This window comes from Pseudomonas sp. ok266, assembly GCF_900110195.1.
Taxonomy (GTDB): Bacteria; Pseudomonadota; Gammaproteobacteria; order Pseudomonadales; family Pseudomonadaceae; genus Aquipseudomonas; species Aquipseudomonas neuropathica.
In genome coordinates, this window is record NZ_FOCU01000003.1 from 165,099 (window position 1) to 180,812 (window position 15,714).

The following is a 15,714-nucleotide window of genomic DNA, read 5'->3' on the forward strand; positions in this document are numbered from 1 at the left end:
CAAGTCAGGCATTTAATTAGCAACCTATCATTACACCGCCGATTCCTGAACCACACGAATCACACGCTGTGGAAACGGAATATCAATACCGGCCGTCTTCAAACGATCACGCGACTGTTCGTTAAACATGAACATTACGTCCCAGTAATCTGCAGTTTTAACCCACACACGCAGGGAAACAGTGATCGAACTGTCGCCCAATGTCGAAATCACGGCCTGAGGTGCAGGATCCTGCAACACACGCTCATCCTTGGCCAGATCCAGCAGCACCTGACGGGCCTTCTGCAGATCGGCTTCGTAATCAACGCCTACATCAAATACGACCTTGCGAGTCGGCTGACGGTTGGTGTTAGTAATGATGCCGTTCGACAGGTTGCCGTTTGGCACGATGATGGTTTTGTTGTCGCCAGTACGCAGCACGGTGTGGAAAATCTGGATGCTGTCGACCGTACCCGATACGCCTTGCGCTTCGATCCAGTCACCGATACGGAACGGACGGAACAGCAGAATCAGCACGCCACCGGCGAAGTTCGCCAGACTGCCCTGCAACGCCAAGCCGATTGCCAGACCGGCAGCACCGATCGCAGCAACGAAGGAGGTAGTTTCAACGCCGATCATCGAAGCGACGCTGACAATCAGCAGCACTTTGAGAATGATGTTCGCCAGGCTGCTGATAAAGCCTTGCAGCGCCAGATCGGCATTACGCAGGGCCAGCAGACCACCGAGTTTTTGCGTGACCTTGTTGATCAGCCACCAGCCGATGGCCAGCGTGATCACTGCCAGCAGCACGCGGCTGCCGTATTCCATGATCATCGGAATCCACGCCTGGGATGCCTTGACCAGGTTGTCCACCTCAGCATTCAAATCCATGTTCTATCTCCTGATTTCCGGCCATTCGGCACGCGAAAAATAAGCGGCAGAAAACCGCCGGGTGTACAAAAAACAATGTGGGAGCGAGCCTGCTCGCGAAGGCGCCGTGTCATTCAGCAATGAGTTGACTGACACACCGCCTTCGCGAGCAGGCTCGCTCCCACAGTTCATCTGACCGAGCTTAGTCGCGGAAGTTGTTGAACTGCAGGGGCATGCCGAATTCCTTGGCCCGCAGGGCCGCGATGGCCTCTTGCAGGTCATCACGCTTCTTGCCGGTCACGCGTACCTGCTCGCCTTGAATGGCGGCCTGCACTTTCAGTTTGGCGTCCTTGATGTGGCCGACGATTTTCTTCGCCAGTTCCTTGTCGATGCCTTCCTTGAGTACCGCGTCCTGCTTCATCAGTTTGCCCGATGCGTAAGCGTCCTTGACCTCAAGGCACTGCACGTCGATCTTGCGCTTGACCAGCGCCAGCTTGAGGATTTCGATCATTGCTTCCAGCTGGAATCCGGCTTCAGCAGTCAGGCTGACGGTGAGGTCCTTTTCCTTGAACTCGAAGCTGCCTTTGCCTTTCAGGTCATAACGACGATCGAGTTCCTTCACGGCGTTCTCGACCGCGTTGGTGAGTTCGTGTTTGTCCAGTTCGGATACCACGTCGAACGACGGCATGTAATCTCTCCAATAAAAAGGCGCGCTCGATATGGATGGAGCGCGCTTGGCTTGCGGTTAAAATCGGGCTCATTATAACGGGTCTTTTCCCACCGACACGGCGAGCCGCACATGCCTGTACGCAATCGAGCAAAAAACTGATGGCCACCCCCTGGCACGTTCTTGGCGCCGGCAGCCTCGGCACATTGTGGGCCACGCGTCTGGCGCGGGCCGGCCTGCCGGTCCGGCTGATCGTGCGTGACGCCGAGCGCTTGCGCAGCTATGAAGCCGTGGGCGGATTGACGCTGGTCGAACAAGGTCAGGCCAGCACCTATGCCGTGCCCGGGGAAACACCCGACAGCCCCGAGCCGATCCGCCGTTTGCTGGTGGCCTGCAAAGCCTACGACGCCGAAAGCGCCGTCGCCCGCCTCGCCCCACGGCTGACTGCGGACGCCGAACTGATCCTCCTGCAAAACGGCCTCGGCAGTCAGGACGCCGTCGCCAACCGTGTGCCGCTGGCACGCTGCATCAGCGCTTCAAGCACCGAGGGTGCTTTTCGCGATGGCGACTGGCGTGTGGTGTTCGCCGGTCACGGATTCACTTGGCTGGGCGACGCGGGCCATCCGGTCGCGCCGATCTGGCTGGACGATCTGGACGCGGCAAAGATCCCCCACGAATGGAGCACCGATATCCTTACGCGGTTGTGGCGCAAACTGGCGCTCAACTGCGCGATCAATCCGCTGACCGTGCTGCACCATTGCCGCAACGGGGGTTTGCAGGAACACCATTGCGAAGTCGCCACCCTGTGCGCCGAACTCGCGGAGTTACTGGAGCGTTGCGGCCAACCCGCCGCCGCCGACAACCTGCAACAGGAAGTCGAAAGGGTGATCCACGCTACGGCTGCCAACTACTCGTCGATGTATCAGGACGTCGCTAGCCGGCGCCGTACCGAAATCAGCTATCTGTTGGGCCACGCCTGCAAAGTCGCCACGCGCCACCAGTTGAACCTGCCGCACCTCAATCGATTGCAGCAACGACTGGTCGCTCATCTGCACAGCCTCGGATTGCCCAGCGACTGAGCAGCGGCTACGCTGGCCACTTGTTCCTTTGTTGCGATAAACCTGATGCCATTGCGCCAGCGTCTCGAAAACCTGCCGGTCGGCCAGAAACTGCTGGCCGCCCTCCTGGTGCTGTTGACCACTGTATTGCTGGTCGCCAACCTGACATTCATCAGTGCCGCCTATTACATCTCTCAGGAAAGCATGGCACCACAGGCCTTGCAGACCATCGGCCGACTGATTTCCAACCCGAGCCTGGTCAGCGAAGCGCTGCAATCACCGCAAAGCGCCGAGCGTCTGCTCAAAGAACTCGACAGTTACTCACCGCTGCGCGCCGCCGCCCTTTATGACGGCAAGGGCGAACGACTGGCGCAAGTCCAGCGCGGCGACAAACTCAGCCTGCCAGAACGCTATCGGCACATCGAAGCGTGGCAACTGACCGAGTTTCGCAGCAACCAGTTGATCACCCTGCCCCGCCCCGGCACCGCGCCAGGCCATCTGTTGCTGGTGGCCAGCAGCGAGCTGCCGATGGCGTTCTACACTGGCACGCTGACCGCGAGCCTTGGTATCCTGATTTTCAGCGTGCTGCTGTGGCTGGTGATTGCCCGGCAGATCAAACGCCTGATCACCCGGCCGATTCATCAGCTTGAGGAATTGTCGCGCCAGGTCACCCGCGAAGAAAACTACGCCCTGCGCGCCTCGCGCGGCAATCATGACGAGATCGGCAGCCTCGCCGAGGCGTTCAACACCATGCTCTCGCGCATCGAAGCCCGCGAACAGCAGCTCAAGCGCGCCCGCGACGACTCACAAGCGGCTTACGATCAGGCTCAGGGCCTGGCTGAAGAAACCCGCCACACCAATCGCAAACTGGAACTGGAAGTCCAGGTGCGCAGTAAAATCGAAAAGAAGCTCACCGGTTTCCAGAACTACCTCAACAGCATCATCGACTCGATGCCCTCGGCACTGATCGCCCTCGACGAGCAGCTCTACGTCACCCAGTGGAATCAGGAGGCCAGCGCCCTTTCCGGTACGCGGCTGGACGAAGCGCTCAATCAACCGATCTTCCTCGCCTTCGAACCGCTCAAACCGTTTCTGCCGCAACTCAAGCAGACCGTCGAGCAGCACACGGTGGCAAAAATCGAGCGAGTTACGTGGTTCAAGGATGAGGAGCCCAAGCATTACGCGCTGACGTTCTACCCGCTGATGGGTGGCGCTGGACGTGGTGTGGTGATCCGCATTGACGACATCACCCAGCGTCTGTCGCTGGAAGAAATGATGGTGCAGTCGGAAAAAATGCTCTCGGTCGGTGGCCTCGCCGCCGGCATGGCCCACGAGATCAACAATCCGCTGGGCGCGATCCTGCACAACGTGCAGAACATCCGTCGACGCCTGTCCGCCGACCTGCCGAAGAACCTCGAAACCGCCGAGCAACTGGGCATTGAACTGGACACGGTGAACCGCTATCTGCAAGGTCGCGAAGTGCCGCAACTGCTCGATGGCATTCAACAGGCCGGCGCTCGCGCTGCGAAAATCGTCACCCACATGCTCAGCTTCAGCCGTCGCAGTACCCGGCAAATGGCGCCGTGCGATCTGCCGGCACTGATCGATCAAGCCGTGGACATCGCCGGCAACGACTTCGATCTGGCCATTGGCTTCGACTTCAAGGGCCAGGCGATCATCCGCCAGTTCGACCCGGCGCTCGGGCCGGTGCCGGGCACCGCCAACGAACTCGAGCAAGTACTGCTCAACCTGTTGAAAAACGCCGCACAGGCTATTCATCAGCGCGAAGACGACAGCGAGCCGGGGCGAATCATTCTGCGCACCAGGCTTAATCCGCCGTGGGCCGAAATTCAGGTCGAGGATAACGGCATCGGCATGAGCGAGAGCGTGCGCAAACGCACCTTCGAGCCGTTCTTCACCACCAAGGAAATCGGCCAAGGCACCGGGCTTGGCTTGTCCGTGTCTTACTTCATCATCACCAACAATCACAAAGGGCAGATGGAGGTGCAGTCAGCACCGGGCCAGGGCACGTGTTTCACCTTGCGCCTGCCGCTGACGCAACCACTGCCCCTTGCTGCCGAAACCAATCCATTATCGAGGTAACCCATGGGCTTTCGCCTGTCGAAAATCTACACCCGTACCGGCGACAAAGGTGAAACCGGCCTGGGCGATGGCCGCCGCGTCCCCAAGGACCATCCACGCGTCGAGGCCATTGGCGAGGTCGATACGCTGAACAGTCAGGTCGGCGTGTTATTGGCCGGGTTGATTGCCGAACGCGACACGTATCCGGGACTGAATGAACTGATCGAGGTGTTGGCGCCTTGTCAGCATCGCTTGTTTGATCTCGGTGGCGAGCTGGCCATGCCGGCGTATCAGGCGCTGAATGCGGCGGAAATCGAACGCCTGGAAACGGCGATTGACGTGTGGAATGAGGAGTTGGGGCCGCTGGAGAATTTCATTCTTCCGGGTGGGTCGATGCTGATTGCGCAGGCTCATGTGTGCCGGAGTCTGGCCAGGAGTGCCGAGCGGCGTTGTCAGCATTTGAATGCGATCGAGCCATTGGCCGGGGTTGGCCTGGCGTATATCAATCGGTTGTCGGATTTGTTGTTTGTGGCGGCACGGTTGATTGCGCGGCGGCAGGGGATTGCGGAGATTCTTTGGCAGCCGGCGGCAAAACCTGCAGAAATCTAGCGCCTCACAGGCCGCCTTCGCGAGCAAGCTCGCTCCCACATTTGATTGCATTCCAACTGACGAAATTCGATCAACTGTGGGAGCGAGCTTGCTCGCGAAGAGGCCAGCAGCCTTTACAGAGAATCAGGCCAGAACGCGCGAATCCCCGCCACGCCTTGTGCACCAACGCCCCAGGCTTTTTCGCGCTCGGCCGGGCCAACCCCACCCAACAGAAACACCGGCTTGCTGAAACCTTCGATCAACGCTCCAGCCTGCTCCCAGCCCAGCGGCTGAGCATCCGGATGGGTCAGTGTCGGCTGCACCGGCGACAAGGTCACAAAGTCCACACCCATCTGTTCCGCCAGCGCCAGTTCTTCAGCGTTGTGGCACGACGCCGCCAACCAGCGCTCCGCCGGCAACGGCCGCCCCGCCGCTGCGTATTTGCGCAATTGTGCAGAAGTGATGTGCCATCCGGCAGACGGGAAATCGCCGAGCCACTCGAACGGACCTTTGATCATCAACTGCGCCTTGCCCGCGCACAGCCCGGCCGCATCGACCGCCAGATCGCGATACTTGGGGTCATAGCCGTTCGGTGCGCGCAGCTGGATCAGTTTGATCCCGCCGGCAATCGCCTTCTGGATACCGCGCAGCAACGCCGGCGTTTCCAGGTCCTCCGGCGTAATCAAGTACTCCGCAGGCAAACGCGCGGCGGCAACGATCGGCTGGTTGGCAGCCGGAAACTCGTAGTTCGCCAGTTCTTTCGCAGTGACCCAGGCCAACGGCTGGCCTTCGGCACCGTGAGGTTCGCCGCTGAAGTCCGACACTTCCCAGACATCCAGCAAAACCTGCTTGTCCGGGTAATCGTGACGCACTTTGATCAGCGGTCGAGCGGCGCCAACGACGATGCCCAACTCCTCATGCAACTCACGAGTCAGCGCGGTTTCAACTGTTTCGTCAGCCTCGACTTTACCGCCGGGAAACTCCCACAGACCACCCTGATGTTGCGTGTCGGCGCGGCGGGCGATGAGGATTTTGCCATTGTTGTCACGAATGACCGCAGCGGCGACGTGTACGCGTTTCACGGATGCAACTCCTCCAGTCCAGCCTTCTGCCATGCCTTGAAGGCGGGCCATTGGTAGACGGTTTCAACATAGGCTTCGTCGGCGGCCGGCAGCGTCACCTGATAGGTGCGCAAACGCACCGCAATCGGTGCGAAGAAGGCATCGGCCAGACTCACCCGACCAAACAGGTACGGCCCGCTCTCGGTCGCGGCGGCGCGGCATTCGGCCCACAGTGCGAGCATGCGTTCGATGTCGACCTTCACTTCTGGCGGCACCGGGTTCAGCGGCGCGTCATGGTTGAGATTGAACGGCATATGATTGCGCATGGCGAAAAAGCCGCTGTGCATTTGGGCACAGGCGGATCGCGCCTGGGCACGGGCGAATATATCTGTCGGCCAGAGTTGCTCGGACGGAAACTGCTCGGCGAGGTACTCGGCGATGGCTAATGAGTCAGCGATAGTGCCGCGCGAGGTTTGCAGCAGCGGGACCTTGGCAGTCGGCGAGTGCTTGAGCAGCAGCGCGCGGGTGTCGGGCTTGCCGAGTTTGATCAGTTCTTCGCTGTAGGGTGCGCCGGTCAGCTCAACGGCCAGGGCGGCGCGTAGGGACCAGGAGGAAAGCAGTTTGTCGCCGATGATCAGGTGCAGGGACATGGGTGTGGCGCCTTTTCGTCAGAGGAAGCTTCTAAACTTGTCGAGTCTGAACCATCGCTTTCGCGAGCAAGCTCGCTCCCACAGGTTCTTGGGTGTACACAGCATGTGTGAACGGCCGAAACCACTGTGGGAGCGAGCTTGCTCGCGAAGAGGCCGACAGCCCGCCCCCACCTTTTAGATCAAGTGCGGTATTCAGCGTTGATCTTCACGTATTCATGCGACAGGTCAGTGGTCCAGATGGTTTCGCTGCAATTGCCGCGACCCAGCTCGATACGGATGGTGATTTCTTCCTGCTGCATCACCGCCGAGCCTTGCGCTTCAGTGTAGGTCGCCGCACGGGCACCACGGCTGGCAATGCACACGTCGCCGAGGAACACGTCGATCTTGCTTACATCCAGATCCGGCACGCCGGCGCGGCCGACGGCGGCGAGGATACGGCCCCAGTTCGGGTCGGAGGCAAACAGCGCGGTCTTGATCAGCGGCGAGTGCGCCACGGTGTAGCCAACGTCCAGGCACTCCTGATGGTTGTTGCCGCCATTCACTTCCACGGTGACAAACTTGGTCGCGCCTTCGCCGTCACGCACGATGGCCTGGGCCACGTCCATGCACACTTCGAACACCGCTAGCTTGAGTTTGGCAAACAGCTCGCCTTCGGCACGGGTGATTTCCGGCAGTGCAGCCTTGCCGGTGGCAATCAGCATGCAGCAGTCGTTGGTCGAAGTGTCGCCGTCGATGGTGATGCGGTTGAACGACTTGTTCGCACCATCGAGCATCAAGCTGTGCAGGACGTCGCGGGAGACTTTGGCGTCAGTGGCGATGTAACCGAGCATGGTCGCCATGTTCGGACGGATCATGCCCGCGCCTTTGCTGATGCCGGTCACGGTGATGGTCACGCCGTCATGCTCGAACTGGCGGCTGGCGCCCTTCGGCAGGGTGTCGGTGGTCATGATCCCGGTGGCAGCGGCTTCCCAGTTGTTTTCCGACAGATCATCCAGTGCGGCTTGCAGCGCGCCTTCGATCTTCTCGACCGGCAGCGGCTCGCCGATCACACCGGTGGAGTACGGCAGAATCTGGCTGGCATCAACGCCAGTCAACTCGGCCAATTTGGCAGTGGTACGTTCAGCGGCGGCCAGGCCCGGCTCACCGGTGCCAGCGTTGGCGTTGCCAGTGTTGGTCAGCAGATAACGCACGTCATTCTGTACGCGCTTCTTCGCCAGGATCACTGGCGCGGCACAAAAGGCGTTCAAGGTGAACACGCCCGCCACGGTCGAGCCTTCGGCGCAACGCATCACAACGACATCTTTGCGCCCGGGGCGCTTGATGCCGGCCGAGGCGATACCGAGTTCAAAACCGGCAACCGGGTGCAACGTTGGCAAAGGACCAAGACCAACAGCCATGAATGCGCTCCTTACTCAATGATGTCAGCACCGTCACTCGCAGCGACGGTGGTTTAAATGGCAAAACGCCGCGACGGCAGGAGCCGGTCGCGGCGCGGGTATTTCAGCAGTTGAAACGGGGTTTACTGGATCTGCCCGTGGCAATGCTTGAATTTCTTGCCCGAACCGCAGTAGCACAGCTCGTTGCGGCCCAGCTTCTGCTCGTTGCGAACCGGCGCGGTAGCGAGGGCCACATCGACCTCTTCACCCAGTACTTCCGGTTGCTCCAGACCAGGGGCCTCGGCGTGTTCGAACTGCATGCGGGCGGCCAGTGCTTCGGCTTCCTGACGCAGACGTTGCTCTTCGGCTTCCGGATCTTCGCGGCGCACCTGAACGTGCGACAGCACACGGATCGAGTCGCGCTTGATCGAGTCGAGCAGTTCGGAGAACAGCGTGAACGACTCGCGCTTGTATTCCTGCTTCGGGTTCTTCTGAGCGTAACCACGCAGGTGGATACCGTGACGCAGGTGATCCATGGTCGACAGGTGGTCTTTCCACAGGTCGTCCAGCACGCGCAGTACGATTTGCTTCTCGAACGAGCGCAGTGCGTCGGCACCGGCCTGGTCTTCTTTCTCGTTGTACGCCGCCATCAGCTCGGTCATGAGCTTCTCGCGCAGGGTTTCTTCGTACAGGTGATCGTCTTCGTCGAGCCACTGCTGGATCGGCAGTGTCACGCCGAAGTCGCTGGCAATCGAGGCTTCCAGACCCGCCACGTCCCACTGCTCTGGCAGCGATTGCGGCGGAATGTGCGCGCTGACGGTGGCGTTGAGCACGTCCTGACGGAAATCGGCGATGGTTTCACCGATGTTGTCGGCGGCCAGCAACGTGTTACGCATGTGATAGATCACTTTACGCTGTTCGTTGTTGACGTCATCGAACTCGAGCAGTTGCTTACGGATATCGAAGTTGCGGCCTTCAACCTTGCGCTGCGCCTTCTCGATCGCGTTGGTCACCATGCGGTGTTCGATCGCTTCGCCCGGCTGCATGCCCAGGGCTTTCATGAAGTTCTTCACTCGATCAGAAGCGAAGATACGCATCAGGCTGTCTTCCAGCGACAGGTAGAAGCGGCTGGAACCGGCGTCACCCTGACGGCCGGCACGGCCACGCAGCTGGTTGTCGATACGACGGGATTCGTGACGCTCGGAGGCAATCACCTGCAAACCGCCGGATTCCAGCACTTGCTGGTGGCGCTTCTGCCAGTCGGCCTTGATCTGGGCAATCTGCTCAGGGGTCGGGTCTTCCAGCGACGCGACTTCCACTTCCCAGTTACCGCCCAACAGGATGTCGGTACCACGACCGGCCATGTTGGTGGCGATAGTCAGGGCGCCCGGACGACCGGCCTGCGCGATGATCTCGGCTTCTTTTTCGTGGAACTTGGCGTTAAGAACCTTGTGTTCGATGCCTTCCTTCACGAGCAATGCGGACATGTGCTCGGAGGTTTCGATGGTGGCAGTACCCACCAGCACCGGACGGCCGGCCGCCATGCTTTCCTTGATGTCCGCAACAATGGCCGCGTACTTCTCTTCGGCGGTCAGGAACACCAGGTCATTGAAGTCTTTACGCGCCAACGGTTTGTTCGGCGGAATGACCATGACTTCCAGACCATAGATCTGGTGGAATTCGAACGCTTCGGTGTCGGCGGTACCGGTCATGCCGGACAGCTTGGTGTACAGACGGAAGTAGTTCTGGAAGGTGGTCGAGGCCAGGGTCTGGCTCTCGGCCTGAATGTTCAGGCCTTCCTTGGCTTCGATGGCCTGGTGCAGGCCTTCGGACAAACGACGACCCGGCATGGTACGACCGGTGTGTTCGTCGACCAGTACGACCTGACCATCCTGCACGATGTATTCAATGTTGCGATTGAACAGCTTGTGCGCACGCAGACCGGCATACACGTGGGTCAGCAGGCCCAAATTGTGTGCCGAGTACAGGCTCTCGCCTTCAGCCAGCAGGCCGACGCGGGTGAGCATGTCTTCGATGAACTGGTGACCGGCTTCGTTGAGTTCAACCTGACGGGTCTTCTCGTCAACGGTGTAGTGGCCAGCCTTGGTGACTTCGCCTTCGACTTCTTCAACGTGCAGTTCCAGCTGCGGGATCAGTTTATTGATCTCCATGTACAGCTTGGAGCTGTCCTCGGCCTGACCGGAAATGATCAGCGGGGTACGCGCTTCGTCGATGAGGATGGAGTCGACTTCGTCGATCACGGCAAAGTTGAGTTCGCGCTGGAATTTTTCTTCCATGCTGAACGCCATGTTGTCGCGCAGGTAGTCGAAACCGAATTCGTTGTTGGTGCCGTAGGTGATGTCGGCGGCGTAGGCCAGACGCTTCTCTTCCGGCGGCTGGAACGGCGTCACGACGCCGACGGTCAGGCCGAGGAATTCATACAGCGGGCGCATCCAGTTGGCGTCACGACGCGCCAGGTAGTCGTTCACCGTCACAACGTGCACGCCCTTGCCGGACAATGCGTTGAGGTAAACACCCAGGGTCGCTACGAGGGTTTTACCCTCACCGGTGCGCATTTCGGCGATCTTGCCTTCGTGCAAGGTCATGCCACCGACGAGCTGTACGTCGAAGTGGCGCATACCCATGATGCGCTTGCCGGCTTCGCGGGCGACCGCAAAGGCTTCTGGCAACAGCTTGTCGAGGGTTTCCCCTTTGGCGATGCGGGCCTTGAACTCAGCGGTCTTGGCGCGCAATTGATCGTCCGAAAGGGCCACCATTTGCTCTTCGAAGGCATTGACGAGCTGCACCGTCTTGAGCATGCGTTTGACTTCACGCTCGTTCTTGCTTCCAAAAAGTTTCTTTAACAAAGGCGCAAACATATCGGCAGGATCTTCCACACTAAAGGGATGGAGGGCGGCCCCGTGAGCGTCGCCCGTGCAGCCCTCATGGCCGCATGCGAACGAGCATTCTACCCGGAAACGGAAGTGAGGAAAGTGGCGATGTTCCACGATGCTGGCACTGCGCTTTGACGGGGCTCACTTAAAATAGGGGCGTTTTGCTCAACTTCAAGTCATACAAGGCAGAAGTTAGTCGTTGATTTAATGGGCAAAGCGAGGGCAAAAGCAATGGGCGAGTGATTTCGGCCTTTCTGCTACCATGGCGTTTCTGTTACTTCAGGTGTTCGATCATGGCATTTCGCCCTCTTACGGCCAGAGCACCCGCCGTTCTCCTGCGCGAAGCCAAGCCGCTCAAAGCCATCCTCGGCCATGCCCAACGACTGGGGCATTTGCAGCGTCTGCTCGAAAGCCAACTGCAACCCGCCGCCCGTGAACATTGCCATGTAGCGTCGTGGCGTGAGGGCAGTCTGTTGCTGATTGTCACCGATGGCCATTGGGCCACACGTCTGCGCTATCAGCAAAAACGCTTGCAGAGGCAACTGCAGATGTTTGATGAGTTCGCCAGTTTGACGCGGATTCTGTTCAAGGTGCAGCCGCCGACCGTTCAACGCGGAGCGGCCGGACACACGATGGATTTGTCGACGGATGCAGCGGCGACGATTCAGGCCACGGCGGACGGGATCACTGATCCGGGTTTGCGCGCGGCACTGGAACGCTTGGCGGCGCACGCCAAAGCCAAGACCTGACAAATTCCCTGTGGGAGCGAGCTTGCTCGCGAATGCGGACTGTCATTCAACCTATGTGTTGCCTGACACGGCGCCTTCGCGAGCAAGCTCGCTCCCACAGGTTTCAGCGGCGTTTGCTGCCACCGAGTAAAGAGCCCATCAAGCCGCGTACCAGTTGTTTGCCGAGGTTATTGGCAGCCTGACGCATGGCTGACTTCAAGGCCTGCCCTGCTGCCGTACCCAGGAACTCTCCAGCCCTGTCCGCCAGACTCGGCTCTTGTGAAGCCGCTGGCGCTTCAGCCTCCGGCGCCAGCCCTTTACGCCCCATCAGAATTTCATACGCCGACTCACGATCGATCGGCTTGTCATAGCGGCCCTTGAACGGCGAACCGGCAATCAGCACGGTTCGTTCGGTCTCGGTCAGCGGCCCGATTCGCGACTGCGGTGGCGCGACCAGCACGCGCTGAACCATCTCCGGCGTGCCTTTCTCGGTCAGCGTGCCGACCAGCGCCTCACCAATCCCCAACTCGGTCAGCACCGAAAGGCTGTCAAACGCCGGATTCGGTCGGAAGCCGTCCGCCACCGCGCGCAGGGATTTCTGCTCTTTGGCGGTAAAGGCGCGCAAACCGTGTTGAATGCGTAAGCCAAGTTGCGCCAGCACGTCATCGGGCAAGTCCGCCGGCGATTGCGTAACGAAGTACACGCCAACGCCTTTGGAACGGATCAGCCGTACCACTTGCTCAAGTCGCTCCTGCAAGGCCTTCGGTGTATCGCCGAACAACAAATGCGCCTCATCAAAAAACAGCGCCAGCAACGGTTTGTCGGCATCGCCGCGCTCGGGCAATTGCTCGAACAGTTCAGCCAGCAGCCACAACAGGAATGTCGCGTAGACCTTCGGCGCCTCGTGCACCAGACGGCTGGCATCGAGCAAATGAATGCGCCCGCGACCATCGGCGGTCGGTTGCAGAATGTCTTCAAGTTGCAGTGCCGGTTCGCCGAACAAGGCTTCGGCACCCTGCTGCTCAAGGATCGCCAGACGGCGCAACAGCGCCTGACTGGAACCGGTGGTCATCAGCGCCGCGTCTTCGCCCAACAGCTGCGGGTTTTCCTTGAGGTGATTGAGCAGCGCTTTCAGATCCTTCAAGTCCAGCAGCAACAGGCCTTCGCGATCGGCGACCTTGAAGGCGGCATATAGCGCCGACTGCTGACTGTCGGTCAGTTCCAGCAAGCTGCCGATCAGCAACGGGCCCATTTCGCTCAACGTGGTGCGCAACGGATGACCGGACTCGCCGTGGATGTCCCACAAGGTCACCGGATAGGCCTGCGGCTTGTGGTTGAGCCACGGCATCCCGGCAATGCGCTCGGCCACCTTGCCCTGCGGATTGCCCGCCGCACCGAGGCCACACAGATCACCCTTTATGTCAGCGGCAAATACCGCGACCCCGGCGTCGCTGAACGCCTCGGCCAAACGCTGCAAGGTGACGGTTTTACCGGTACCGGTGGCGCCGGCGACCAGTCCGTGGCGGTTGGCCAGGCGCATGGCCTGAGCGATCTGTTGGCCTGCGAGGTCGGCGCCGATTACGAGTTGCGAGGAGTCAGGCATTTTGTCACCCAATGGTTAATCTTTGATTCTGCATGGCCGATAAAGAAGAGTGAGAGACCCGACCACAAGTCAGGCCGGACATTTCCCTAAGGAGAGACGTAAATATCAGCTTGTTTTCACCCTTGCCCATTTTGCGCGCCTCTATAAAAGCACGCCCTGGACATTAAGACCTTAGCGGAACCCCAAGCCATGAACAAAAATCTGCGCTTCAGCCATAAAATTTTGCTTGCCGCCGCCCTCATCGTCATCGCCGCCTTCGCCTCGTTTACCTTGTACAACGACTGGTTGCAGCGCAACGCGATCCGCGATGACCTGAACAACTATCTCAACGAGATGGGCGAGGTCACTGCCGGCAATATCCAGACCTGGCTCAGCGGCCGCATTCTACTGATCGAGAACGCCGCCCAAAACATCGCCATCAACCCCGAGCCCGCCAACGTCGCCAGTCTGCTGGAACAGAAAAGCCTGACCTCGACGTTCATGGCGACCTACCTGGGCGATGCCACCGGGCACTTCACCATCCGTCCGGACACCAAGATGCCCGACGGTTTCGATCCGCGCGTGCGCCCTTGGTATAAAGGTGCCGAGGGCAGCAGCACCTCAACCCTGACCGAACCGTACATCGACGCCGCTACCGGCCAGTTGATCATTTCCATCGCCACTGCCTCGAAAAAGGCCGGCCAGAGTGTGGGTGTGGTTGGCGGCGACCTGAGCCTGCAATCGCTGGTCGACACCCTCGCCGCCCGGGATTTCGACGGCATGGGTTATGTGTTCCTGGTCAGCGCCGACGGCAAGATCCTCGTGCACCCGGACAAGGCCTTGGTGATGAAATCACTGAAGGAAGCCTATCCGCAGGACACGCCGCGCATCAGCAGCGACTTCAGTGAAGTTACCGTCGACGGCAAAACCCGCATCGTCACCTTCGCGCCGATCAAAGGCCTGCCGTCGGTGAACTGGTACATCGGCCTGTCGGTGGATAAAGACCAGGCATTCGCCATGCTCAGCCAGTTCCGCACCTCGGCGGTGATTGCCACCGTCATCGCGGTGGCGATCATCATCGCCCTGCTTGGCATGCTGATCCGTATTCTGATCCAGCCGCTGCACGTGATGACCCGCGCCATGGAGGACATCGCCGATGGCGAAGGCGACCTGACCAAACGCCTGACCATCGTCAATAACGATGAATTTGGCGTGCTCGGTACCGCATTCAACCGTTTCGTCGAGCGTATTCACGGCTCGATCCGCGAAGTGTCGTCGGCCACCGGCCAGGTTAACGAAGTCGCCCTGCGCGTGGTCGCGGCATCGAACTCGTCGATGTACAACTCTGATCAGCAAGCCTCACGCACCAGCAGTGTCGCCGCAGCGATCAACCAGCTCGGCGCCGCGGCGCAGGAAATCGCCCGCAACGCCGCCCAGGCTTCGAATCAGGCCAGCGACGCGCGCGGTCTGGCTGAAGACGGCCAGCAAGTGGTGGATCGCAGCATCAAGGCGATGAATCAACTGTCGAGCATGCTCAGCGCGTCGAGCAGCAACATCGAGTCGCTGAATAGCAAAACCGTGAACATCGGCCAGATTCTCGAAGTGATCACCAGCATTTCCCAACAGACCAACCTGTTGGCGCTCAACGCGGCCATTGAAGCGGCACGTGCCGGTGAAGCCGGCCGGGGTTTTGCCGTGGTGGCGGATGAAGTGCGCAATCTGGCGCACCGCACCCAGGAATCGGCGCAACAGGTGCAGACCATGATCGAGGAGCTGCAAGTCGGCGCCCGTGAGTCGGTGAGCACCATGAGCGACAGTCAGCGTCACAGCCAGGACAGCGTCGAGATTGCCAACCTTGCCGGGGAGCGCTTGAACAGCGTGACCCAGCGCATTGGCGAGATCGACGGGATGAACCAGTCGGTGGCCACCGCGACCGAAGAGCAGACGGCAGTGGTGGAGTCGATCAACGTCGATATCACCGAGATCAACACGCTGAACCAGGAAGGCGTGGAGAACTTGCAGGCGACGTTGCGCGCGTGTTCGGACCTGGAGCAGCAGGCTTCGCGTCTGAAACAACTGGTTGGCAGTTTCCGCATCTGAGATCAAAAGCCTACCCCCTCACCCCAGCCCTCTCCCCCAGAGGGGCGAGGGGGAAAGGAAGCCGATCGGGGGATTTTCC

At 60.0% G+C, this 15,714-nt stretch carries 12 protein-coding genes and 2 pseudogenes; 6 read left to right on the forward strand and 8 right to left on the reverse strand.

The annotated features are described in order from the left end of the window. Positions 1–30: 30 nt before the first annotated feature. Positions 31–870 (reverse strand): mechanosensitive ion channel family protein, encoded by an 840-nt coding sequence (locus tag BMY54_RS06585; protein WP_093430495.1) that lies wholly within the window; start codon positions 868–870, stop codon positions 31–33. Positions 871–1,051: 181 nt separating this feature from the next. Beyond that, a complete protein-coding gene (locus BMY54_RS06590; RefSeq protein WP_007912755.1) occupies positions 1,052–1,537 on the reverse strand; it encodes a YajQ family cyclic di-GMP-binding protein in 486 nt (161 codons plus the stop codon). A 140-nt stretch (positions 1,538–1,677) separates the two neighbouring features. Here BMY54_RS06590 and BMY54_RS06595 point away from each other — a divergent pair, with 140 nt between their 5' ends. Genes BMY54_RS06595 through BMY54_RS06605 form a run of 3 tightly spaced genes read left to right on the forward strand, consistent with a single transcriptional unit; the run spans position 1,678 to position 5,265 of the window. After that, positions 1,678–2,595, forward strand: a complete 918-nt coding sequence (locus BMY54_RS06595; RefSeq protein WP_093430496.1) for a putative 2-dehydropantoate 2-reductase — start codon at positions 1,678–1,680, stop codon at positions 2,593–2,595. A gap of 45 nt (positions 2,596–2,640) precedes the next feature. After that, on the forward strand, positions 2,641–4,677 hold the full coding sequence (locus tag BMY54_RS06600) for a sensor histidine kinase (protein ID WP_093430497.1): 2,037 nt from the start codon (positions 2,641–2,643) through the stop codon (positions 4,675–4,677). A gap of 3 nt (positions 4,678–4,680) precedes the next feature. Then, positions 4,681–5,265 carry a cob(I)yrinic acid a,c-diamide adenosyltransferase gene (locus BMY54_RS06605; protein ID WP_093430498.1) on the forward strand — a complete coding sequence of 195 codons (585 nt, stop codon included), beginning with the start codon at positions 4,681–4,683 and terminating at the stop codon, positions 5,263–5,265. A 113-nt stretch (positions 5,266–5,378) separates the two neighbouring features. On the opposite strand, the gene BMY54_RS06610 is transcribed toward BMY54_RS06605, so the two are convergent. From BMY54_RS06610 to secA, 4 genes are all read right to left on the reverse strand, one after another. After that, on the reverse strand, positions 5,379–6,326 hold the full coding sequence (locus BMY54_RS06610; protein ID WP_093430499.1) for a Nudix family hydrolase: 948 nt from the start codon (positions 6,324–6,326) through the stop codon (positions 5,379–5,381). Continuing rightward, complete coding sequence (locus BMY54_RS06615; RefSeq protein WP_093430500.1) at positions 6,323–6,955, reverse strand: glutathione S-transferase family protein; 633 nt, start codon at positions 6,953–6,955, stop codon at positions 6,323–6,325. The genes BMY54_RS06610 and BMY54_RS06615 overlap by 4 nt, the downstream gene beginning before the upstream one ends. Positions 6,956–7,134: 179 nt before the next feature. Continuing rightward, on the reverse strand, positions 7,135–8,352 hold the full coding sequence (argJ, locus tag BMY54_RS06620; protein ID WP_093430501.1) for a bifunctional glutamate N-acetyltransferase/amino-acid acetyltransferase ArgJ: 1,218 nt from the start codon (positions 8,350–8,352) through the stop codon (positions 7,135–7,137). Between the two features lie 122 nt (positions 8,353–8,474). After that, positions 8,475–11,210 (reverse strand): preprotein translocase subunit SecA, encoded by a 2,736-nt coding sequence (gene secA, locus BMY54_RS06625; RefSeq protein ID WP_093430502.1) that lies wholly within the window; start codon positions 11,208–11,210, stop codon positions 8,475–8,477. 308 nt (positions 11,211–11,518) lie between these two features. Between secA and BMY54_RS06630 the strand changes: the two genes are divergently transcribed. Continuing rightward, positions 11,519–11,974, forward strand: a complete 456-nt coding sequence (locus BMY54_RS06630) for a DUF721 domain-containing protein (RefSeq protein WP_038366691.1) — start codon at positions 11,519–11,521, stop codon at positions 11,972–11,974. Between the two features lie 8 nt (positions 11,975–11,982). Here the strand turns inward: BMY54_RS06630 and BMY54_RS30830 are convergent. Next, positions 11,983–12,081 (reverse strand): annotated as a pseudogene (locus BMY54_RS30830) (metal ABC transporter ATP-binding protein); the annotation flags it as partial. Further along, entirely contained in the window at positions 12,078–13,556 is a 1,479-nt protein-coding gene (locus BMY54_RS06640; RefSeq protein WP_093430703.1) for a helicase HerA-like domain-containing protein, read from the reverse strand. The pseudogene BMY54_RS30830 and the gene BMY54_RS06640, both read right to left, overlap by 4 nt. 189 nt (positions 13,557–13,745) lie before the next feature. On the opposite strand from BMY54_RS06640, the pseudogene BMY54_RS31260 reads away from it, so the two are divergent. Both BMY54_RS31260 and BMY54_RS31265 read left to right on the forward strand, forming a co-directional pair. After that, positions 13,746–14,777 (forward strand): annotated as a pseudogene (locus BMY54_RS31260) (cache domain-containing protein); the annotation flags it as partial. A 93-nt stretch (positions 14,778–14,870) separates the two neighbouring features. Continuing rightward, on the forward strand, positions 14,871–15,635 hold the full coding sequence (locus tag BMY54_RS31265) for a methyl-accepting chemotaxis protein (protein ID WP_371043227.1): 765 nt from the start codon (positions 14,871–14,873) through the stop codon (positions 15,633–15,635). The last annotated feature ends 79 nt before the right edge of the window (positions 15,636–15,714 follow it).